The organism is Tenacibaculum sp. MAR_2010_89 (assembly GCF_900105985.1).
Classification (GTDB): domain Bacteria; phylum Bacteroidota; class Bacteroidia; order Flavobacteriales; family Flavobacteriaceae; genus Polaribacter; species Polaribacter halocynthiae.
In genome coordinates this window covers 2,391,588-2,406,396 of sequence record NZ_FNUB01000005.1, presented here as the reverse complement: position 1 = coordinate 2,406,396, position 14,809 = coordinate 2,391,588, and the positions used below count along the sequence as shown (strand labels likewise).

Here is a 14,809-nt window from a genome sequence, read left to right as displayed (position 1 = left end):
ATTATTTTTTGCTTTCTAATAGTATTTCAAGATTTATTTCACTGTTTATTTCACACTTGAAATTTAAAATTTCACTTTTATATGATTCTGCTATTACTTGAATAGTATACTCCCCTACTTCTAAATTTACCAATTTAAATATTCCCTTTTTATTACTTAATTGGGCAATATCATTTGATGGAAATTTCACATTATTTAATAGAATTACTGCTTCATATATAGGACTATTTGATATTTTATCTACAATTGTTCCTGTAACTTTATTCATAATAAAAATAAGGCTATCTAAAAAGATTTTTATATTCGATTAACACCCTTTTAGACAGCCTCCTTATTAGTTTAATACTATTTTATTTATACTTATTTTTCCAATTTTTAAGATTCTTATAAACAGCTGAAGTTATTCTTGTAGCCGAATTTCCTAGTGAAGATCCATTCGTATGAATTCCAACTACATATCTTTTACCATTTTTATATTTCCATACTGGAGAGCCACTTTGTCCACCTGCAGAATCAATATTATACACTAAAGTTCTAGGTGTAACTAATTTAATTCTTCTACAATGCCACCATTGTGTTCCTGCTGGTTTATCTCCAGGATATCCTGATAAGTTTACTTTTAAACCAAGTAAACTGAAAAAGTTATAATTTGCATAGCCAAAATAACCAACTTTGTTTCCAAACTTACAGTTTTTTGGTAAAATAATAGCTCCATAGTCATTACTTCTTTTTTTGCTTTTTGTCCATCCTTTTACAGAGTGGAAATGACTTGTTTTACATGACCCAAAGGGTTTACTTGCTCCATTACGTCCAGGTATTACTTCTATACTTTTTGCCCATCCACCATGTTTATGCATATAAACAACATGTCCAGCAGTAATTACAGTTCTTGGTCCTATTAAAAAAACCAGTACCTATCCAACTAGTTCCATCTTTAGCTTTAATTTTTAAAGAACAAATAGCTCTCCACGGGTATTTTGTAGTTCCATTTATTTTTTTACGATCATCTTTACCAATAACAACTTCTTGAACCATTTTTTGCCCACTTTCAGTTCTCATTAACTCAGCTAAATCTGCATCACCATAACTACCATAATAAGCATTTAATCCCTCCCCTTCTATGCTCTGAGGTGTATTTTCTTTAGAATCTACAACAGAATAATCATAGCCCTCTATTTTTTCTAAAGTATCGTCTTCAGTATTTTCAATAACATTTTCATTCAATTCTGAATTACCTCCTAAAAAAGGTTCTTCACTATCGGTATCCTCACCAAGTATAGTTTCATTTTCATTACTTACTTCATGGTAATCATCTAGTGCAGCTTCTTCATTATTGTTTTCATCAAATTCTGTAAATTCATTTTCTGAATTTACTTCTACCCCTTCAAAAGATTCTTCAGATAACCCTTCATTAATTATTCCTTCTTTTGTCTTTTCTAAAGTTTTCATTTTTAAATAATTTAAGTTTAATAATTGTATTACAAATTGCAAAATGTTACAACAAAATTATAAAACAACAAAACTTAAAAAACAAGGTTATACACTGATAATCAACAACTAAAACCTCCTTTGTTTTAAAGAAAATCACTTATACAAAAAATAATCTTAGAAATTATTTTTTAAAATTTCAGAACCAAGTTGAATAACTCCACTTATTAAAAAATCTAAATCTTCTTTTTTAGTTTTATGATTTACGATACAAACCCTAATACAATACTTATCATTAAGTATTGTAGAGGATGGAGAAGCTATTCCTTTTTCTTGCAATTGAATGATGATTTCTTCATTTAATTTATTGATTTTCTCCATGCTTAATTTTTTATTGAAATATCTGAAACAAACAATACTCATTGTTACAGGAGCTAATATTTCTAATTCATTACTTTTAAGTATTTTGCTTTCAAGATATTTTGCCTGTTCATTATTTTTTGAAATTAATTGGGCATGTTTTTTAATTCCGGTTTCCTTTAAACTCATCCAAACTTTTAATGCCTTAAAGCTTCTCGATAATTCGAAACCATAGTTATTAATGGCATCTAAACCTCCAGCTAATCCTCTTCCAGTTTGTAATAAATAGTTTGGTGTTATAGCAAAAGTGCTTCTATGAGTATCAGCATCCTTCACCAATAAGCATCCTAATTCATAAGGAACATGAAGCCATTTGTGTAAATCAAAAGCAACACTATCTGCTAATTCGATATATTTAAGTTTTGGTGCTATATTGGGGTCTAATTTAGCTAAGGCTCCATAAGCTCCATCAATATGAAGCCATAAATTATATTTTTTGCAAATGTTATAAATATCTTCTAAAGGGTCAATTGCACCCGTATTCACTGTACCTGTAGTTGCAACAATACAAAATGGTTGTAGCCCTTCTTTTATATCTAAAAGTAACTGTTCTAAAAGTTTATCGCAATCCATTTCATACTCTGAATTTGTTTTAATCTTCCTAACAAATTTATTCCCTATTCCTATTATTTCTGCTGCTTTAGTAATACAGCTATGTGTTTCTTCAGAACAATACACTACTAATTTTTTGCTATTCTTTTGAATACCGTGTTCACGAATTAAATTTGAATGAGCATTCCTTGCAACAGTTAATCCAGTAATGTTTGCCATAGATCCTCCACTTAATAATATTCCAGAACTAGAATTAGGGTAATTAAGCATTTGCTTACACCATTTTACTACCTGCTCATCAACATACATTGCTGCATGCTCACCAATAGTTACATTTGGATTCATAACAGCAGCTAACATCTCACTATAAGCCCCCATAAGGGTTCCTGAACCTTGAACCCAAGCAAAGAATCTCGGGTGAATATTTCCTTTATGATATGGTAATATATACCGTTTAAAATCTTGATACACCTTTTTAGAATTCTGAGGTTCCACAGGTAAATCTTCTTTAAAATATGCTTTAGTATCTTTTGGAATTTCTTTCCAACTTGGTTCAAGATGAATATTCTTTAAAAAAGAAATCATATCATCAATCATTTGATGACCAAGTTCTCTCATTTCTTCCCAATTCTCAGGATCTAACCCATTAATATCTTCTAAATTATTATTTGATTTCATATGGCTAATTTAATAAGAGGTGAAATTTATAACAATCTGAAAATTGCTGTTATTGATAAAAAACATTCTTTTACAAAATATTAAAAAAATATAATTAATTAAATGAGTTCTTTTAGAGAAAAAAAAATCCTTTTGTAACTAAGCAAAATTATTGTATCTAATTAAGAAGTTACTCTGAAAAATAGTAAAAAAATTTTGACTTAAAATAGTATATTTTAATTATGTAATTCCTTTTTTGCCCCCTAATCAGAACTTAAAAAAGTAAAAATTTTATTTATTTTTAAAATACTAAATAAAAAAAGAGTCAAACGAGATTATTTGGAAGCTAAAAAATACAGTATAAAGTTAATCTCACAAAAAAGTATCAGTGACTTTCTTTTTGTAATATATTTACTAAATTTAGTCATTGAAAACTCAATTAATTTTATAAGAATATGTTCTAGATAATTAAAATTATGAATGCTAAAATATCTAAGATAAGTCCTGAAGATTATAATTTTATAATAAATGAATTAAATAATTGGTGGGGAGGCCGAAAGATGACAGATATGTTGCCTCGGCTATTTTTTAAATATTTTACTAATACAAGTTTCATTGTAAAAGATCAAAATCAAATATTAGGATTCATTATTGGTTTTATATCTCAAGATAATCCAAAATTAGGTTATGTACATTTTATTGGGGTAAATCCAGAATTTAGGAAACTCAATTTAGGGAAAAAACTATATGCTCACTTTTTTAAAGAGGCTAAATGTTTAAAATTAAAAGAAATAGAATGTGTAACCTCTATTAAAAACAAACTCTCGATTAATTTTCATAAAAGTTTAGGTTTTTCAATTCAAAAAGGAAATAAAGAAATAGATGGGATTTCATATTTTGAAAATTATGATGGAATAAATGAACATAGAGTTTTATTTAAATATGAATTATAAACTATTTATAACACAAGATTTTGGTTAAGTACCACCTCAAAAATCAGATAATTTTCTATTATCTTGCATTGTGCTTTTACTTATTATTAAAACCAATTTAAAATCTTAAAAAATGAAGGTTACAACTGAAAAAAATGAAAAAGTTGCAAATATGATTTTTGCTTCTATTTACCCTCTTTATTGGAACAGATTAGAAAAGAATGGTAGAACAAAAAAAGAATTTCATCAAGTAATAGAATGGTTTACTGGTTTTGATGAAAATAAATTGCAAACACTTATTAAAGAGAAAGTAACATTTAAAACATTTTTTGAAAAAGCAGAAATACATTCAAATGCACACATGATTAAAGGAGTAGTTTGTGGTTATCGAATTGAAGAAATAGATGATCAATTTAAAGTGTATAAACAATGTAGGCGAATGGAAAAACTTATAGATGAGTTAGCAAAAGGCCGTAAAATGGAAAAAATACTCCGTAAATAGAAAAATTAAGAACCATTGTTAACAAACACAATACATTTGATTACTATCTTAATAGTAGTTCTAAAAGTATATACTAAAAGCTAAAACAAATGTTTTTTATTTATTCTAGAACAAAAGACACTAAGTAATACATACATAAAATAATAACAATGTACCAAAAAGAACTATTTTGTAATCGCTTTATACTTTTATTTTTATTAATTAGTTTATTCTCTTGTAAGTATGAAGAGAGAGAATCTAATACTAAAAAAGCAAAAAAAAATGTTTTATCTAATTTACAATTCGACCATTTCAATATTTGGGTTGATAATCCCAAAAAAGCAAAAAAAAAATTAACTGATATTGGGTTTACATCTGTTCCCGATTCTCTATCTAAAATTCATTTAGGGCAAGGTACATCAGGAAAATACTTCCATTTTTTAAATGGTTATTTGGAGCTTATTTTTGTCTATAATCAAAAAGAATTAGAGAACAATAATTTAAAAAATAAAGAGCTTGATTTTATAGAAAGAGCAAATTTCAGAAACAATGGAGCCTCACCTTTTAGTATAGCTTTAAAAATAAAAAATTATGACATAGAAAAAATTCCATTTGAAAAAATAAGCTACCATCAAAAATGGATGAAGGAAAATATGTATATTTATTCAGCTAAGAATTCAAAAAAGAACCTTAAAGAACCTTCTATTTTTGTTGTATATCCTGAAATAGAATCAGAAAAATTTGAAACATTGTCTGATTTAAAAAAAATTCCAAATGAATACGCATTTGCTAGGGAGTTTTATAAGCACCCGAATGGGGCAAAAAAATTAACAAATATTATTATTACTTCAACAGATTTAGATTTAAAAACAAAAACTATAAAAGCTGTAAACAAAATTGAAAGATTATCAGTTAAAAAAAGTAATGTACATTTAATGGAATTATATTTTGATAATAATATTCAAAAAAAATCATTTGACTTAAGGCCTGAATTACCACTAATTATTTATTTATAAAATTAGATAAAAAATTTCTGTTTTTTATTTACTCATAAAGGAAATAAATTGATTTTATAAATAATACCTACTTTTCTATTTTAACAAAAAAAAAGGATAAAAAGCAAAAAACAAATTTTCACGTTTTTATGTTAATAATTTCAGAAAAATCATTCCATTTTCTAATTTAGAAAATATCTTAACTTAGCTAATATTCGTCTTTTTTTATTAAATTTACGCCAACACTGGTAACACTTTTTTAGACGAGATGTTACCAAAAATTAATAATACACATTTAATTAAAATACTTAGCTTTAAAAAGAATTTGGATCTAAAATTATAGGTATAAAACTTTAATTATAAGAAACTTCTAATTCAATTTAACTATTAAGAAAAAATAATTATGATTGATCAAAAAAATAATATAGAATTATCTATAGTAATTCCTTGTTTAGATGAAGCGGAAACGATAGAAATATGCATTAAAAAAGCAAAAAAATTCTTATTAACGAATAATATATCTGGAGAAATTGTAGTTGGTGATAATGGAAGTAAAGATGGTTCAATTGAATTAATCAAGAAAAATGGAGCACGCTTGGTACATATTAACAAAAAGGGATATGGAGCAGCTTTAATGGGAGCTATAGAAGCAGCTAGAGGTAAATTTATAATTATGGGAGATGCTGATGACAGTTATGATTTTTCAAACTTAATGCCTTACATTTTAAAATTAAGGGAAGGTTATGATTTAGTTATGGGAAATAGATTTAAAGGAGGTATAAAAAAAGGAGCCATGCCTTTTTTACACAAGTACCTTGGTAATCCTGTACTTTCATTTATTGGTAGATTATTTTTCAAAATTAAAATAAGAGATTTTCATTGTGGTTTAAGAGGATTCAGAAAAGATAGTATTAAAAAGCTTGAACTCAGAACTACTGGGATGGAATTCGCTTCTGAAATGGTTGTAAAGTCTAGTATTTTTAAATTAAAAATTACCGAAGTACCGACAATATTATCAAAAGATGGTAGAAGTAGACCTCCACATTTAAGGACATGGAGAGATGGATGGAGACATTTAAAATTCTTATTAATGTATAGTCCTAAATGGTTATTCTTTTATCCAGGAATGTTCTTCTTTTTACTATCAACACTTTTTTTTATAATAATAAGTATCAATCCTATTCATGCAAAAGAACTAACTTTTGATTTGCATACTCTAACCTATTGTGGTGCTGGAATAATATTAAGTTATCAAATATTAAGCTTTTCTTTTCTAAGTCGAATTTATGCAATTAATCAAGGACTAATTCCTGTTGAAAAAAAATTCTTAAATATATTTAATTTTTTTAATCTTGAAAAAGGATTACTAGCGGGTATATTCATATTTATTTTAGGTTTTTTATCAAGCTTAAATTTATTTATGGATTGGAGACAAGAAGGATACGGGAATATAAATGATCTAAATGTTTCCTTCAGAGTTTTGATTCCATCTGTAGTTATGATAATTGTAGGTATTCAAACTATTTTTTTAAGTTTTCTTTCAAGTATTATTGGAACAATTCAAAATATTAAGTTTTTAGATGAATAAATAAAAAATTTAATCCACTTATAAATTTTAATAAAAAACATGCTCAATTTATTTAAAAAATTACATCATAAATATGTATTCTTGCGAAGAATAGATGTACTTTCAAATCAAATAGCTATACAAATTCCTGACAATATTAATCTATTAGACATTGGTTGCGGAGATGGTACCATCTCAAAAATGGTTCTAGATAACAAAAAAAACATAACGATAAAAGGCATAGATGTTTTTGCTCGTGAAAGTTGTGCCATACCATTTAAAATGTTTGATGGTAAAACTATTCCACATACTGATGATGAATTTGACGCTACTCTATTTGTAGATGTTTTACATCATACAACGAATATTAAAGAATTGATAACTGAAGCAGCAAGGGTAAGTAAAAAATATATTATCATTAAAGATCATCATTATAATAATGCTCTTGATTTTGGTATATTAAAGTTTATGGATTGGGTTGGAAATGCTCCACATGGTGTTAAAGTTATTTATAATTTCAAAAATCTAGATTTTTGGAAAACTACTTTTTCTGAGTTAGGATTGGAAATTGAAAATATTAATTGCAAAGTACCTATTTATCCATTTCCTTTTAATTTAATTTTTGGAAGAGATTTACATTTTATAACCGTGCTTAGAAAAAAAGAGCTATAAAATATAAAATTTTACATTTTTATTATTTGTTAACAAGCCTTTTAACCTTATAATTTTTATGCGTAAAAAAACACAAAAGTTATTAATGTTGGTAACTATACTAATTTTAGTAACACTAACATACTCTAACCACTTTAACAATACCTTTGCTTTTGATGACTATAACCAAATAGTGGACAACTCTTATGTGCGAGATATAAAAAACATTCCTTCTTTTTTTAAAGATGCCACCACCTCTTCTACTTTGGCTAACCATCAAACATACAGACCACTAACAATGATGTCTTTAACCATTGATTATTACGTTGCAAGTGGTTTAAATCCTTTTTATTTTCACTTGAGTACGTTTATCTGGTTTTTAATTCAATTGATAGTTATGTTTTTTCTATTCAGAAAAATAATTTCAAAAGTAACTCAAAATAAATGGTCAGATTTTATAGTCTTTTTTGCTGTAGCACTTTATGGAATTCATCCTGCAAATGCTGAAACTATAAATTACATTTATCAAAGAGGTGATTCTTTATCTACATTATCAGTTATTGCTGGATTTTATTTATACATATCTTATCCTAAGAAACGAAAAAAATTTTTGTATTTAATTCCTGTGGTAATTGGTATTCTTACAAAGGAAACTGCCACAATGTTTGCTCCTATATTATTTTTCTATGTATTGTTGTTTGAAGTTAAAAAGTCTTTATTCGAAATATTTAGTAAAAATGGAGTAACTATTATAAAACAAACGTTCCTTCAAACTTTACCAGCTTTTATAGTTTGTGGTCTCTTGGGTGTTTTTGTTTTAAAAATGCAAAGCCCATCTTTTGAACCTGGAGGAGTTTCAACCTTAAATTATTTGATGACTCAACCTTGGGTATTATTCCATTATATTTTCACATTTTTTATTCCAACTAATTTATCTGCTGACACTGATTTGTCTGCATTTTCAAATGTGTTTGATGAACGAATTTATGCTGGTTTGGCTTTTGTTATTACTATAATTGTAATTGCATTCAAAACATCGAAAAAAGAAGAAACAAGGCCTATAGCTTTTGGTATTATTTGGTTTTTTATTTCTTTAGCACCTACATCTAGTTTTATTTCTCTTGCTGAAGTTACAAATGACCACCGTATGTTTTTTCCTTTTGTAGGTTTGACACTTAGTGTTACATGGTCAATTGGTATTCTTATAATTAATCGTCAATCAATTATAAATTCAAAGCCTTTGTATAAATATGGTATAATTATACTAGGAATTATTATTCTTTCAGCATATACAACAGGTACAAGAGAACGTAATAAAGTATGGCATTCTGAAGAAAGCCTTTGGTATGATGTAACAATAAAAAGTCCTAAAAACGGAAGAGGACTTATGAATTATGGTTTAACTCAAATGAAAATTGGAAAATACGATATAGCTTTAGATTATTTTACAAAAGCCCTTGTATATTCTCCATATTATTCAACTTTGTACGTAAATATTGCTGTAGTAAACAATGCCATGAATAAACCTGTTGAAGCTGAATCCTATTATAAAAAAGCTATTAGGTATGCTCCAAAAAATAGCGAATGCTATCATTTTTATGCTGATTTTCTTTTTAAGAAAAGTCGTTTTCAAGAATCGCTTTCTAATGCTAAAATAGCTCTTTCATTAAATAATGTTAGTATAGAAACAAGACATTTATTAATGAAAATATATAATCAATCTCGAAATTATAAAAAATTAGATAACTTGGTTAAAGAAACTTTGAAAATTATACCTAAAGATTCTTTATCTAATTTTTATTTGAATAATAGAAAAACAATAAACCTAAAGTTAAAATCAGTAGAAGATTTAGCTAAAAATTCACCCTCAGCGGATAATTACATTAATTTAAGTTTAGCTTATTATAATGAAAAATTATATAAAAAATGTATTATTGCTTCTGAGAAGGCATTAGAATTTGACCCTAAAAATAAATTTGCTTACAATAATATAGGTAGTGCATTTATAGCATTAAAAAATCGTGAAGAAGCAATAATAGCTTTAACCAAATCATTACAAATTGATTCTACATTTCAATTTGCAAAAAATAATCTTAATTGGGCTAAAAAAAATCTTCGTGTAAAAAATCAATAATCACAACACATTTTTAATAAAAACAAAGTATTATATACAAATAAAGCCATTGAATTAACAATGGCTTACTTGAATTACATAATATTATAATTCATATTTATTTTTGCTATACTCACTTTCTACTAATTGTTCAAGTTTATCAAAATGATAATTAAGTGTGTTTGCTTTAATTGAAAGAGGCGTACCATACATTCTAATATTTCCTCTCATCAGTTTTTACTTTAAACTAATTGTAACCTTTTTATATATTTTTCTTGGACATTCATATTAATCAGAATTAATTTTATAAGTATTACCACTATTTCTGTTTCTTATTTCATAAAAATCATTCAAAATTCAGGTAGAAATTATTAGTTACTTTTTTAATTTAAACACTAAAGTTTTATAGTATTATCTATTAAATTTTCATCATTTCTTGTACCAAATGGGTCAATACTGATATATTTTGGTTCTTCATTAACTATTATTGTAACCTCTAAAGTTTCTTTATTAATCATGAATGATTGATAATATAATATTTGATCATTACGTTTTATTTTAGAAGGGTGTGAATTAAATACTCCTATTTTTATTGGTTCATTAATAGATTTCTCTTCAATTTCTCCTGATTCCAAAGTATTAAATCGTTTTGCTTTTAATGTAACAGTTACTTTAAACTTTCCATTTTTTAATTGTTTAAACTCTCCTCTATCTATTGCTAAATCATACGTAATTACTCTTTTAAACCAATCATCAATTAATTCATGATATTTTAAAGGAGTTACATCATACAAAGCCTCTAAAAACTCAATGGAATTTACTTCTAAAGTTTTGCTATTTCTATATTTCTTTGTTAAACTCTTTAATACTATATTTAATTCTTTCTCACCTATTAAATCTCTTACAGCTAATAAAACGGTTAATGCTTTTCCATAAGAAATATATCCTTGTCCTAATACTTTATAAACTGGAGGCTCTTGTTCACCAGCAAAAGCTCTACCATAAAAATATCTTCTTCTAGTGTTATCACTTAATTCGTATAAAGCTCTTTTTCCATACATTTTTTCCATAACTACAGCCTCAGTATACTTTGCAAAGCCTTCAACAAAAATAGCCCCTCCTGCAACTGGTTTTGCTGATAATGTATGTCCCCACCATTGATGTCCTACTTCATGAATTGTTCTTTTTGCTACTAAATTGAATATTGAGGAATCACTTACATTTGATAAATACAATCGGTCTTCTACCATACTTATAACTCCTGGGTGTGCAAAACCTCCAAATGACCAATGTAAAGGTATTTCAGCTATTCTTAGGTGATTGAAATTATACTTACCAAAGTTAGCTTGACAATAATCTAAAGTTTGTTTTGCGCTTTCTTCTATTTCTTCAATATTGAAAGAGTGGTTTTCATCATAGTATTGCTCAATTAAAACCCCATTATGATTAACTTTTTTAGTTTTATATACTCCTGAAAAATAAGCTATCATAGGTATAATCTTATTTTTAGACTTGTAATGATAATAATTCCTATCATTTTCAACCCATTCATTTATTAAACTACCCGAACTTAAAGCTTTTTGATTTTTATTTGTTGATACAATGGTTTCAAAATGTATTTTTTCATTATTAAAATCATCTAATTCAATATGAGAATCTGATATTTCTACTTCTTTTCTTTTTGGTAAATTTCTTTTTTCTCGTTCTACTCTGTTAGTTATTTCTAAACTATTGCTATACCCAAGCATAGGTTCAAATGTTCTGTGTGTTATATATGTTCCGCTTTTAACAATCGTTTTATTGTTTTCGTATTTTTTAACTTTATAAGCCAACTCATAATTAAATAATAATGAGTCATTTGGTTGAATATCCTCGTTTAATTTGAATATGTATATACCAAATTCATTATTTTTTTTAATAAGCGTTCCTTTTTCTAAAGAAATAGACTTTAACGGAACTCTTTCTGTTATAAAAACTTCTGATATTGGTTTTGAACTACCATTTTTCAAAATATAATTTGCTTTTACAGTATAGCGTCTATCTGAAGGAAAAATAGCTACTTCTGTTTTTCTAGATATTGGAAAAAGTCTTTCTAAATTTTCATATTTTTTAAACTTTTTCTCATATTGTTCTCTAAAATCTAATTGATTATTGAAACTTTCATAGGTATCAATCACATTCATATTATAAAATATTATTGACCCAAAACTAATAAATAGTACTACTAAAAATGAAATTGATACTTTTTGAATTTTAGTCAACTCATAGCGTAGCTTTTTTAGTTTAAATAAATGATCTGATACTACTCCTCTATTCCACATTTTAAATGATAAAGTCATTAAAAAAAGACCAAAAACTAACCAATACAATGCTAAATGGTTAAATAAACTTGAGCCTCCATAAAAACCATTCATATTTGAATATGCAACTCGTGGCATAAAACCAATACTTGTTAACGGGTGCTCTAGTCCTATTAAACTAGATTTTAAACTTAATATTACAATTAAACTAAAAATTCCCATTCCAGCATATTTACTTTTAGTAATACTATTCACAAAAATTGCTATCATTGAGAAAACCATTAATTGTAAACCATAATGGTAATACAATGAGGCATACAAACTAAACTCAAAGTTTGTATAACTTAAACTTACTTGAAAAATAATACACATTAAAATTCCTGTAGTTATTAAAATAATTGGTAATAATACTACTACAAAAAATTTGGCTAAAAAGAATGTGCTATTTTTTGTTGGAACCGCATCTATAATTAAATTAAAATTTAAGCTACGCTCTCTCCATACAATTTCTGCACTATAGAATATAATTAATAGTAAACTAAAAATTGTTAGAGGGTCAACTATTAAAGCTATTAATTGATTCGTAAAAGGATACGAACTAACTCCATATTCACCTCCTTCTATTACTGTTGCATATAATTCTGAAAACACAATAAACAACCACATTATAAGAACTGCAATAAAAGGTAAACTCTTAAAAACACTTACTAATTCTAATTTTATTAAAGATATAAATGTTTTTATTTTTGTTTTAAAATTATGGATTTGCTCTAATGGTTTATAGTCTATTAAAGTTATATTTTCTTTATTAAATCTCCTTTTTTTCTTTATTTTTTTTGTTATTTTCCTAAAAGAAAATAATTTATAAGTACTTAATAAAACTCCAAAGGAAACAAGAAGCCAAGTTAATCTATTCATAAAAAAGTAACCTGAAAATGATAATAATTGCGTGTTTTTTTGAAATGGAGTCCAATATTGTGTTTGTTCAAAAAATGCTGCAATCCCAAACAAATCTGCAACAGCAGCTATAGCCATACTTTCTGGTGATGCAGGAACAGATTGTGCAAGAAGTGGAGAATTTAAAAAGATTGAACAAACGAAATACAGCATGTATAAAAATACAGCACTAATATAAGTTGCTATACTACTTTTGGTTAATGTGCTTACAGAAAAAACAACCGTTGTACAAATAAAGATATTAGGAACAACAATATATAGCCAAGGCTGTAAATATGTTAATAGTTTAAAATCACCTAAACGTTCTGGATCTAAATTTGAAAAATAATTCCCACCAATATAACCTACTATAAAAGGCGAAAAAGCTAGTGTACTAAAAATAAATGTACCTAAAAATCTACTCCAAAAATAGTGTGATTTTTTAATTGAAGAACTGTAAATTAAATTCTCCATATTATGTTGTTTATCTCTAAGCATTGCGCTAACAGCGAAAAACATAATAATAAATACACTTCCTAATGTAAAAAGACTTGTATGAAAATAAACTTGATATACTGAATTAAAATGAACTCCCTTAGGAGCAAATCCTTGCTTACCTACAAAATAACCTAGCGCTAAAAATAAAATAACAAATATTGGAAATGCACGTTGTTTTAATTGATAATAAACCTCAAAATTTAATAGCTGTTTAAACATAATTTATGCGTTTTTTAATTGATTATTAAAAAGTGTTGCAAAGTAAAAATCTTCTAAATTTGGAGTAATTAACTCAAAACCTATTTCCGGTTTAGTCTCTGATAAAACCCTTACTTGTGTATCACCAGAAACTAATTTTGTTGAAATAACATCAAAAGCTTTTTTATACGATTCAATATCTTCTTTGCGTATAATTTTACTCCATATTTTGTTTTTAATACTCTCTACCAATGTTTTTGGATTTCCTTCTGATATAATTTGACCATTTGAGAGAATAGCCATTTTTGGGCATAAATTTTTTACATCTTCAACGATATGTGTTGATAAAATTACAATAACGTTCTCCCCTATTTCACTTAATAAATTTAAAAAACGATTGCTTTCCTCTGGATCCAAACCAGCTGTTGGTTCATCTACAATAATTATTTGAGGATTTCCTAATAATGCTTGGGCAATACCAAAACGCTGACGCATACCTCCTGAAAATGTATGCACTGCTTTTTTTCTATGTTGATATAAATTAACTTGTTGTAGTAATGCTGTTACTTGTTCTTTACGCTCTTTTTTATTAATAATCCCCTTTAAAACTGCTAAATGATTTAATAGTTTTTCTGCAGATATTTTTGGATATACGCCAAATTCTTGTGGTAAATACCCTAAGCAATTTCTAATCTTTTCTGGAGTTTCTACTATATTTGAGTCATTAAATGTAATAGTTCCTGAAGTAGGTTCTTGTAAAGAAGCAATAGTTCTCATTAAAGATGATTTTCCAGCCCCATTAGCTCCTAATAAGCCAAACATTCCGTTAGTAATTTCTATATTAATATCCTTTAATGCTTTTACTCCGTTTGAATATGTTTTAGTTAAGTTTTCTATTTTTAGTGTATTCATAATGATCCTTTTTAATTACATTACAAATGTGTTTTTTTTATCTTCTTTTTAAAACTTAAAGTGACGTACAATTAACTTATTTACATACATATACTATTTTTTACATTAAAACTAGGTTCATCATAAAAATGATCTTGTTCATCATAATTTTCATACTGTATATCAATAT

At 26.6% G+C, this 14,809-nt stretch carries 13 protein-coding genes; 6 read left to right on the top strand and 7 right to left on the bottom strand.

Annotated features, from left to right (window positions below; translation table 11 throughout):
- Position 1 precedes the first annotated feature (1 nt).
- From BLV71_RS14040 to BLV71_RS14025, 4 genes are all read right to left on the bottom strand, one after another.
- Positions 2–268, bottom strand: a complete 267-nt coding sequence (locus BLV71_RS14040) for a carboxypeptidase-like regulatory domain-containing protein (protein WP_093871154.1) — start codon at positions 266–268, stop codon at positions 2–4.
- A gap of 82 nt (positions 269–350) precedes the next feature.
- Complete coding sequence (locus tag BLV71_RS14035; RefSeq protein WP_255405205.1) at positions 351–857, bottom strand: trypsin-like serine peptidase; 507 nt, start codon at positions 855–857, stop codon at positions 351–353.
- The gene (locus tag BLV71_RS14030) at positions 850–1,449 is read right to left on the bottom strand and encodes a hypothetical protein (RefSeq protein WP_093871152.1); all 600 of its coding nucleotides are present in this window, start codon (positions 1,447–1,449) and stop codon (positions 850–852) included. Before BLV71_RS14030 ends, BLV71_RS14035 begins: the two co-directional genes overlap by 8 nt.
- A gap of 156 nt (positions 1,450–1,605) precedes the next feature.
- Positions 1,606–3,078 carry a pyridoxal phosphate-dependent decarboxylase family protein gene (locus BLV71_RS14025; protein WP_093871151.1) on the bottom strand — a complete coding sequence of 491 codons (1,473 nt, stop codon included), beginning with the start codon at positions 3,076–3,078 and terminating at the stop codon, positions 1,606–1,608.
- 455 nt (positions 3,079–3,533) lie between these two features.
- Between BLV71_RS14025 and BLV71_RS14020 the strand changes: the two genes are divergently transcribed.
- From BLV71_RS14020 to BLV71_RS13995, 6 genes are all read left to right on the top strand, one after another.
- Positions 3,534–4,010 carry a GNAT family N-acetyltransferase gene (locus tag BLV71_RS14020; RefSeq protein WP_093871150.1) on the top strand — a complete coding sequence of 159 codons (477 nt, stop codon included), beginning with the start codon at positions 3,534–3,536 and terminating at the stop codon, positions 4,008–4,010.
- A 112-nt stretch (positions 4,011–4,122) separates the two neighbouring features.
- Positions 4,123–4,491, top strand: coding sequence for a DUF2200 domain-containing protein (locus BLV71_RS14015; protein ID WP_093871149.1), 369 nt, complete (start codon positions 4,123–4,125; stop codon positions 4,489–4,491).
- 149 nt (positions 4,492–4,640) lie between these two features.
- Entirely contained in the window at positions 4,641–5,486 is an 846-nt protein-coding gene (locus BLV71_RS14010; protein WP_093871148.1) for a hypothetical protein, read from the top strand.
- Between the two features lie 382 nt (positions 5,487–5,868).
- Positions 5,869–7,053, top strand: coding sequence for a glycosyltransferase family 2 protein (locus tag BLV71_RS14005; RefSeq protein WP_093871147.1), 1,185 nt, complete (start codon positions 5,869–5,871; stop codon positions 7,051–7,053).
- 39 nt (positions 7,054–7,092) lie between these two features.
- Positions 7,093–7,704 carry a class I SAM-dependent methyltransferase gene (locus tag BLV71_RS14000; RefSeq protein ID WP_093871146.1) on the top strand — a complete coding sequence of 204 codons (612 nt, stop codon included), beginning with the start codon at positions 7,093–7,095 and terminating at the stop codon, positions 7,702–7,704.
- 58 nt (positions 7,705–7,762) lie between these two features.
- Positions 7,763–9,817: a tetratricopeptide repeat protein gene (locus BLV71_RS13995; protein ID WP_093871145.1), complete on the top strand. Its 2,055-nt coding sequence runs from the start codon at positions 7,763–7,765 to the stop codon at positions 9,815–9,817.
- A gap of 84 nt (positions 9,818–9,901) precedes the next feature.
- Here the strand turns inward: BLV71_RS13995 and BLV71_RS18885 are convergent, their stop codons facing one another.
- The 3 genes from BLV71_RS18885 to BLV71_RS13985 all read right to left on the bottom strand — a co-directional run bounded on the left by BLV71_RS18885 (position 9,902) and on the right by BLV71_RS13985 (position 14,640).
- Positions 9,902–10,027, bottom strand: a complete 126-nt coding sequence (locus BLV71_RS18885; protein WP_255405204.1) for a hypothetical protein — start codon at positions 10,025–10,027, stop codon at positions 9,902–9,904.
- Between the two features lie 164 nt (positions 10,028–10,191).
- Positions 10,192–13,749: an ABC transporter permease/M1 family aminopeptidase gene (locus tag BLV71_RS13990; protein ID WP_093871144.1), complete on the bottom strand. Its 3,558-nt coding sequence runs from the start codon at positions 13,747–13,749 to the stop codon at positions 10,192–10,194.
- Positions 13,750–13,752: 3 nt separating this feature from the next.
- Positions 13,753–14,640, bottom strand: coding sequence for an ABC transporter ATP-binding protein (locus tag BLV71_RS13985; RefSeq protein ID WP_093871143.1), 888 nt, complete (start codon positions 14,638–14,640; stop codon positions 13,753–13,755).
- Positions 14,641–14,809: the final 169 nt, after the last annotated feature.

What these genes read in the sequence shown, in the direction of transcription:
- BLV71_RS14040 (WP_093871154.1), bottom strand. Translation starts at nt 268, where the DNA reads ATGAATAAAGTTACAGGAACAATTGTAGATAAAATATCAAATAGTCCT.
- BLV71_RS14035 (WP_255405205.1), bottom strand. Translation starts at nt 857, where the DNA reads ATGCATAAACATGGTGGATGGGCAAAAAGTATAGAAGTAATACCTGGA.
- BLV71_RS14030 (WP_093871152.1), bottom strand. Translation starts at nt 1,449, where the DNA reads ATGAAAACTTTAGAAAAGACAAAAGAAGGAATAATTAATGAAGGGTTA.
- BLV71_RS14025 (WP_093871151.1), bottom strand. Translation starts at nt 3,078, where the DNA reads ATGAAATCAAATAATAATTTAGAAGATATTAATGGGTTAGATCCTGAG.
- BLV71_RS14020 (WP_093871150.1), top strand. Translation starts at nt 3,534, where the DNA reads ATGAATGCTAAAATATCTAAGATAAGTCCTGAAGATTATAATTTTATA.
- BLV71_RS14015 (WP_093871149.1), top strand. Translation starts at nt 4,123, where the DNA reads ATGAAGGTTACAACTGAAAAAAATGAAAAAGTTGCAAATATGATTTTT.
- BLV71_RS14010 (WP_093871148.1), top strand. Translation starts at nt 4,641, where the DNA reads ATGTACCAAAAAGAACTATTTTGTAATCGCTTTATACTTTTATTTTTA.
- BLV71_RS14005 (WP_093871147.1), top strand. Translation starts at nt 5,869, where the DNA reads ATGATTGATCAAAAAAATAATATAGAATTATCTATAGTAATTCCTTGT.
- BLV71_RS14000 (WP_093871146.1), top strand. Translation starts at nt 7,093, where the DNA reads ATGCTCAATTTATTTAAAAAATTACATCATAAATATGTATTCTTGCGA.
- BLV71_RS13995 (WP_093871145.1), top strand. Translation starts at nt 7,763, where the DNA reads ATGCGTAAAAAAACACAAAAGTTATTAATGTTGGTAACTATACTAATT.
- BLV71_RS18885 (WP_255405204.1), bottom strand. Translation starts at nt 10,027, where the DNA reads ATGAGAGGAAATATTAGAATGTATGGTACGCCTCTTTCAATTAAAGCA.
- BLV71_RS13990 (WP_093871144.1), bottom strand. Translation starts at nt 13,749, where the DNA reads ATGTTTAAACAGCTATTAAATTTTGAGGTTTATTATCAATTAAAACAA.
- BLV71_RS13985 (WP_093871143.1), bottom strand. Translation starts at nt 14,640, where the DNA reads ATGAATACACTAAAAATAGAAAACTTAACTAAAACATATTCAAACGGA.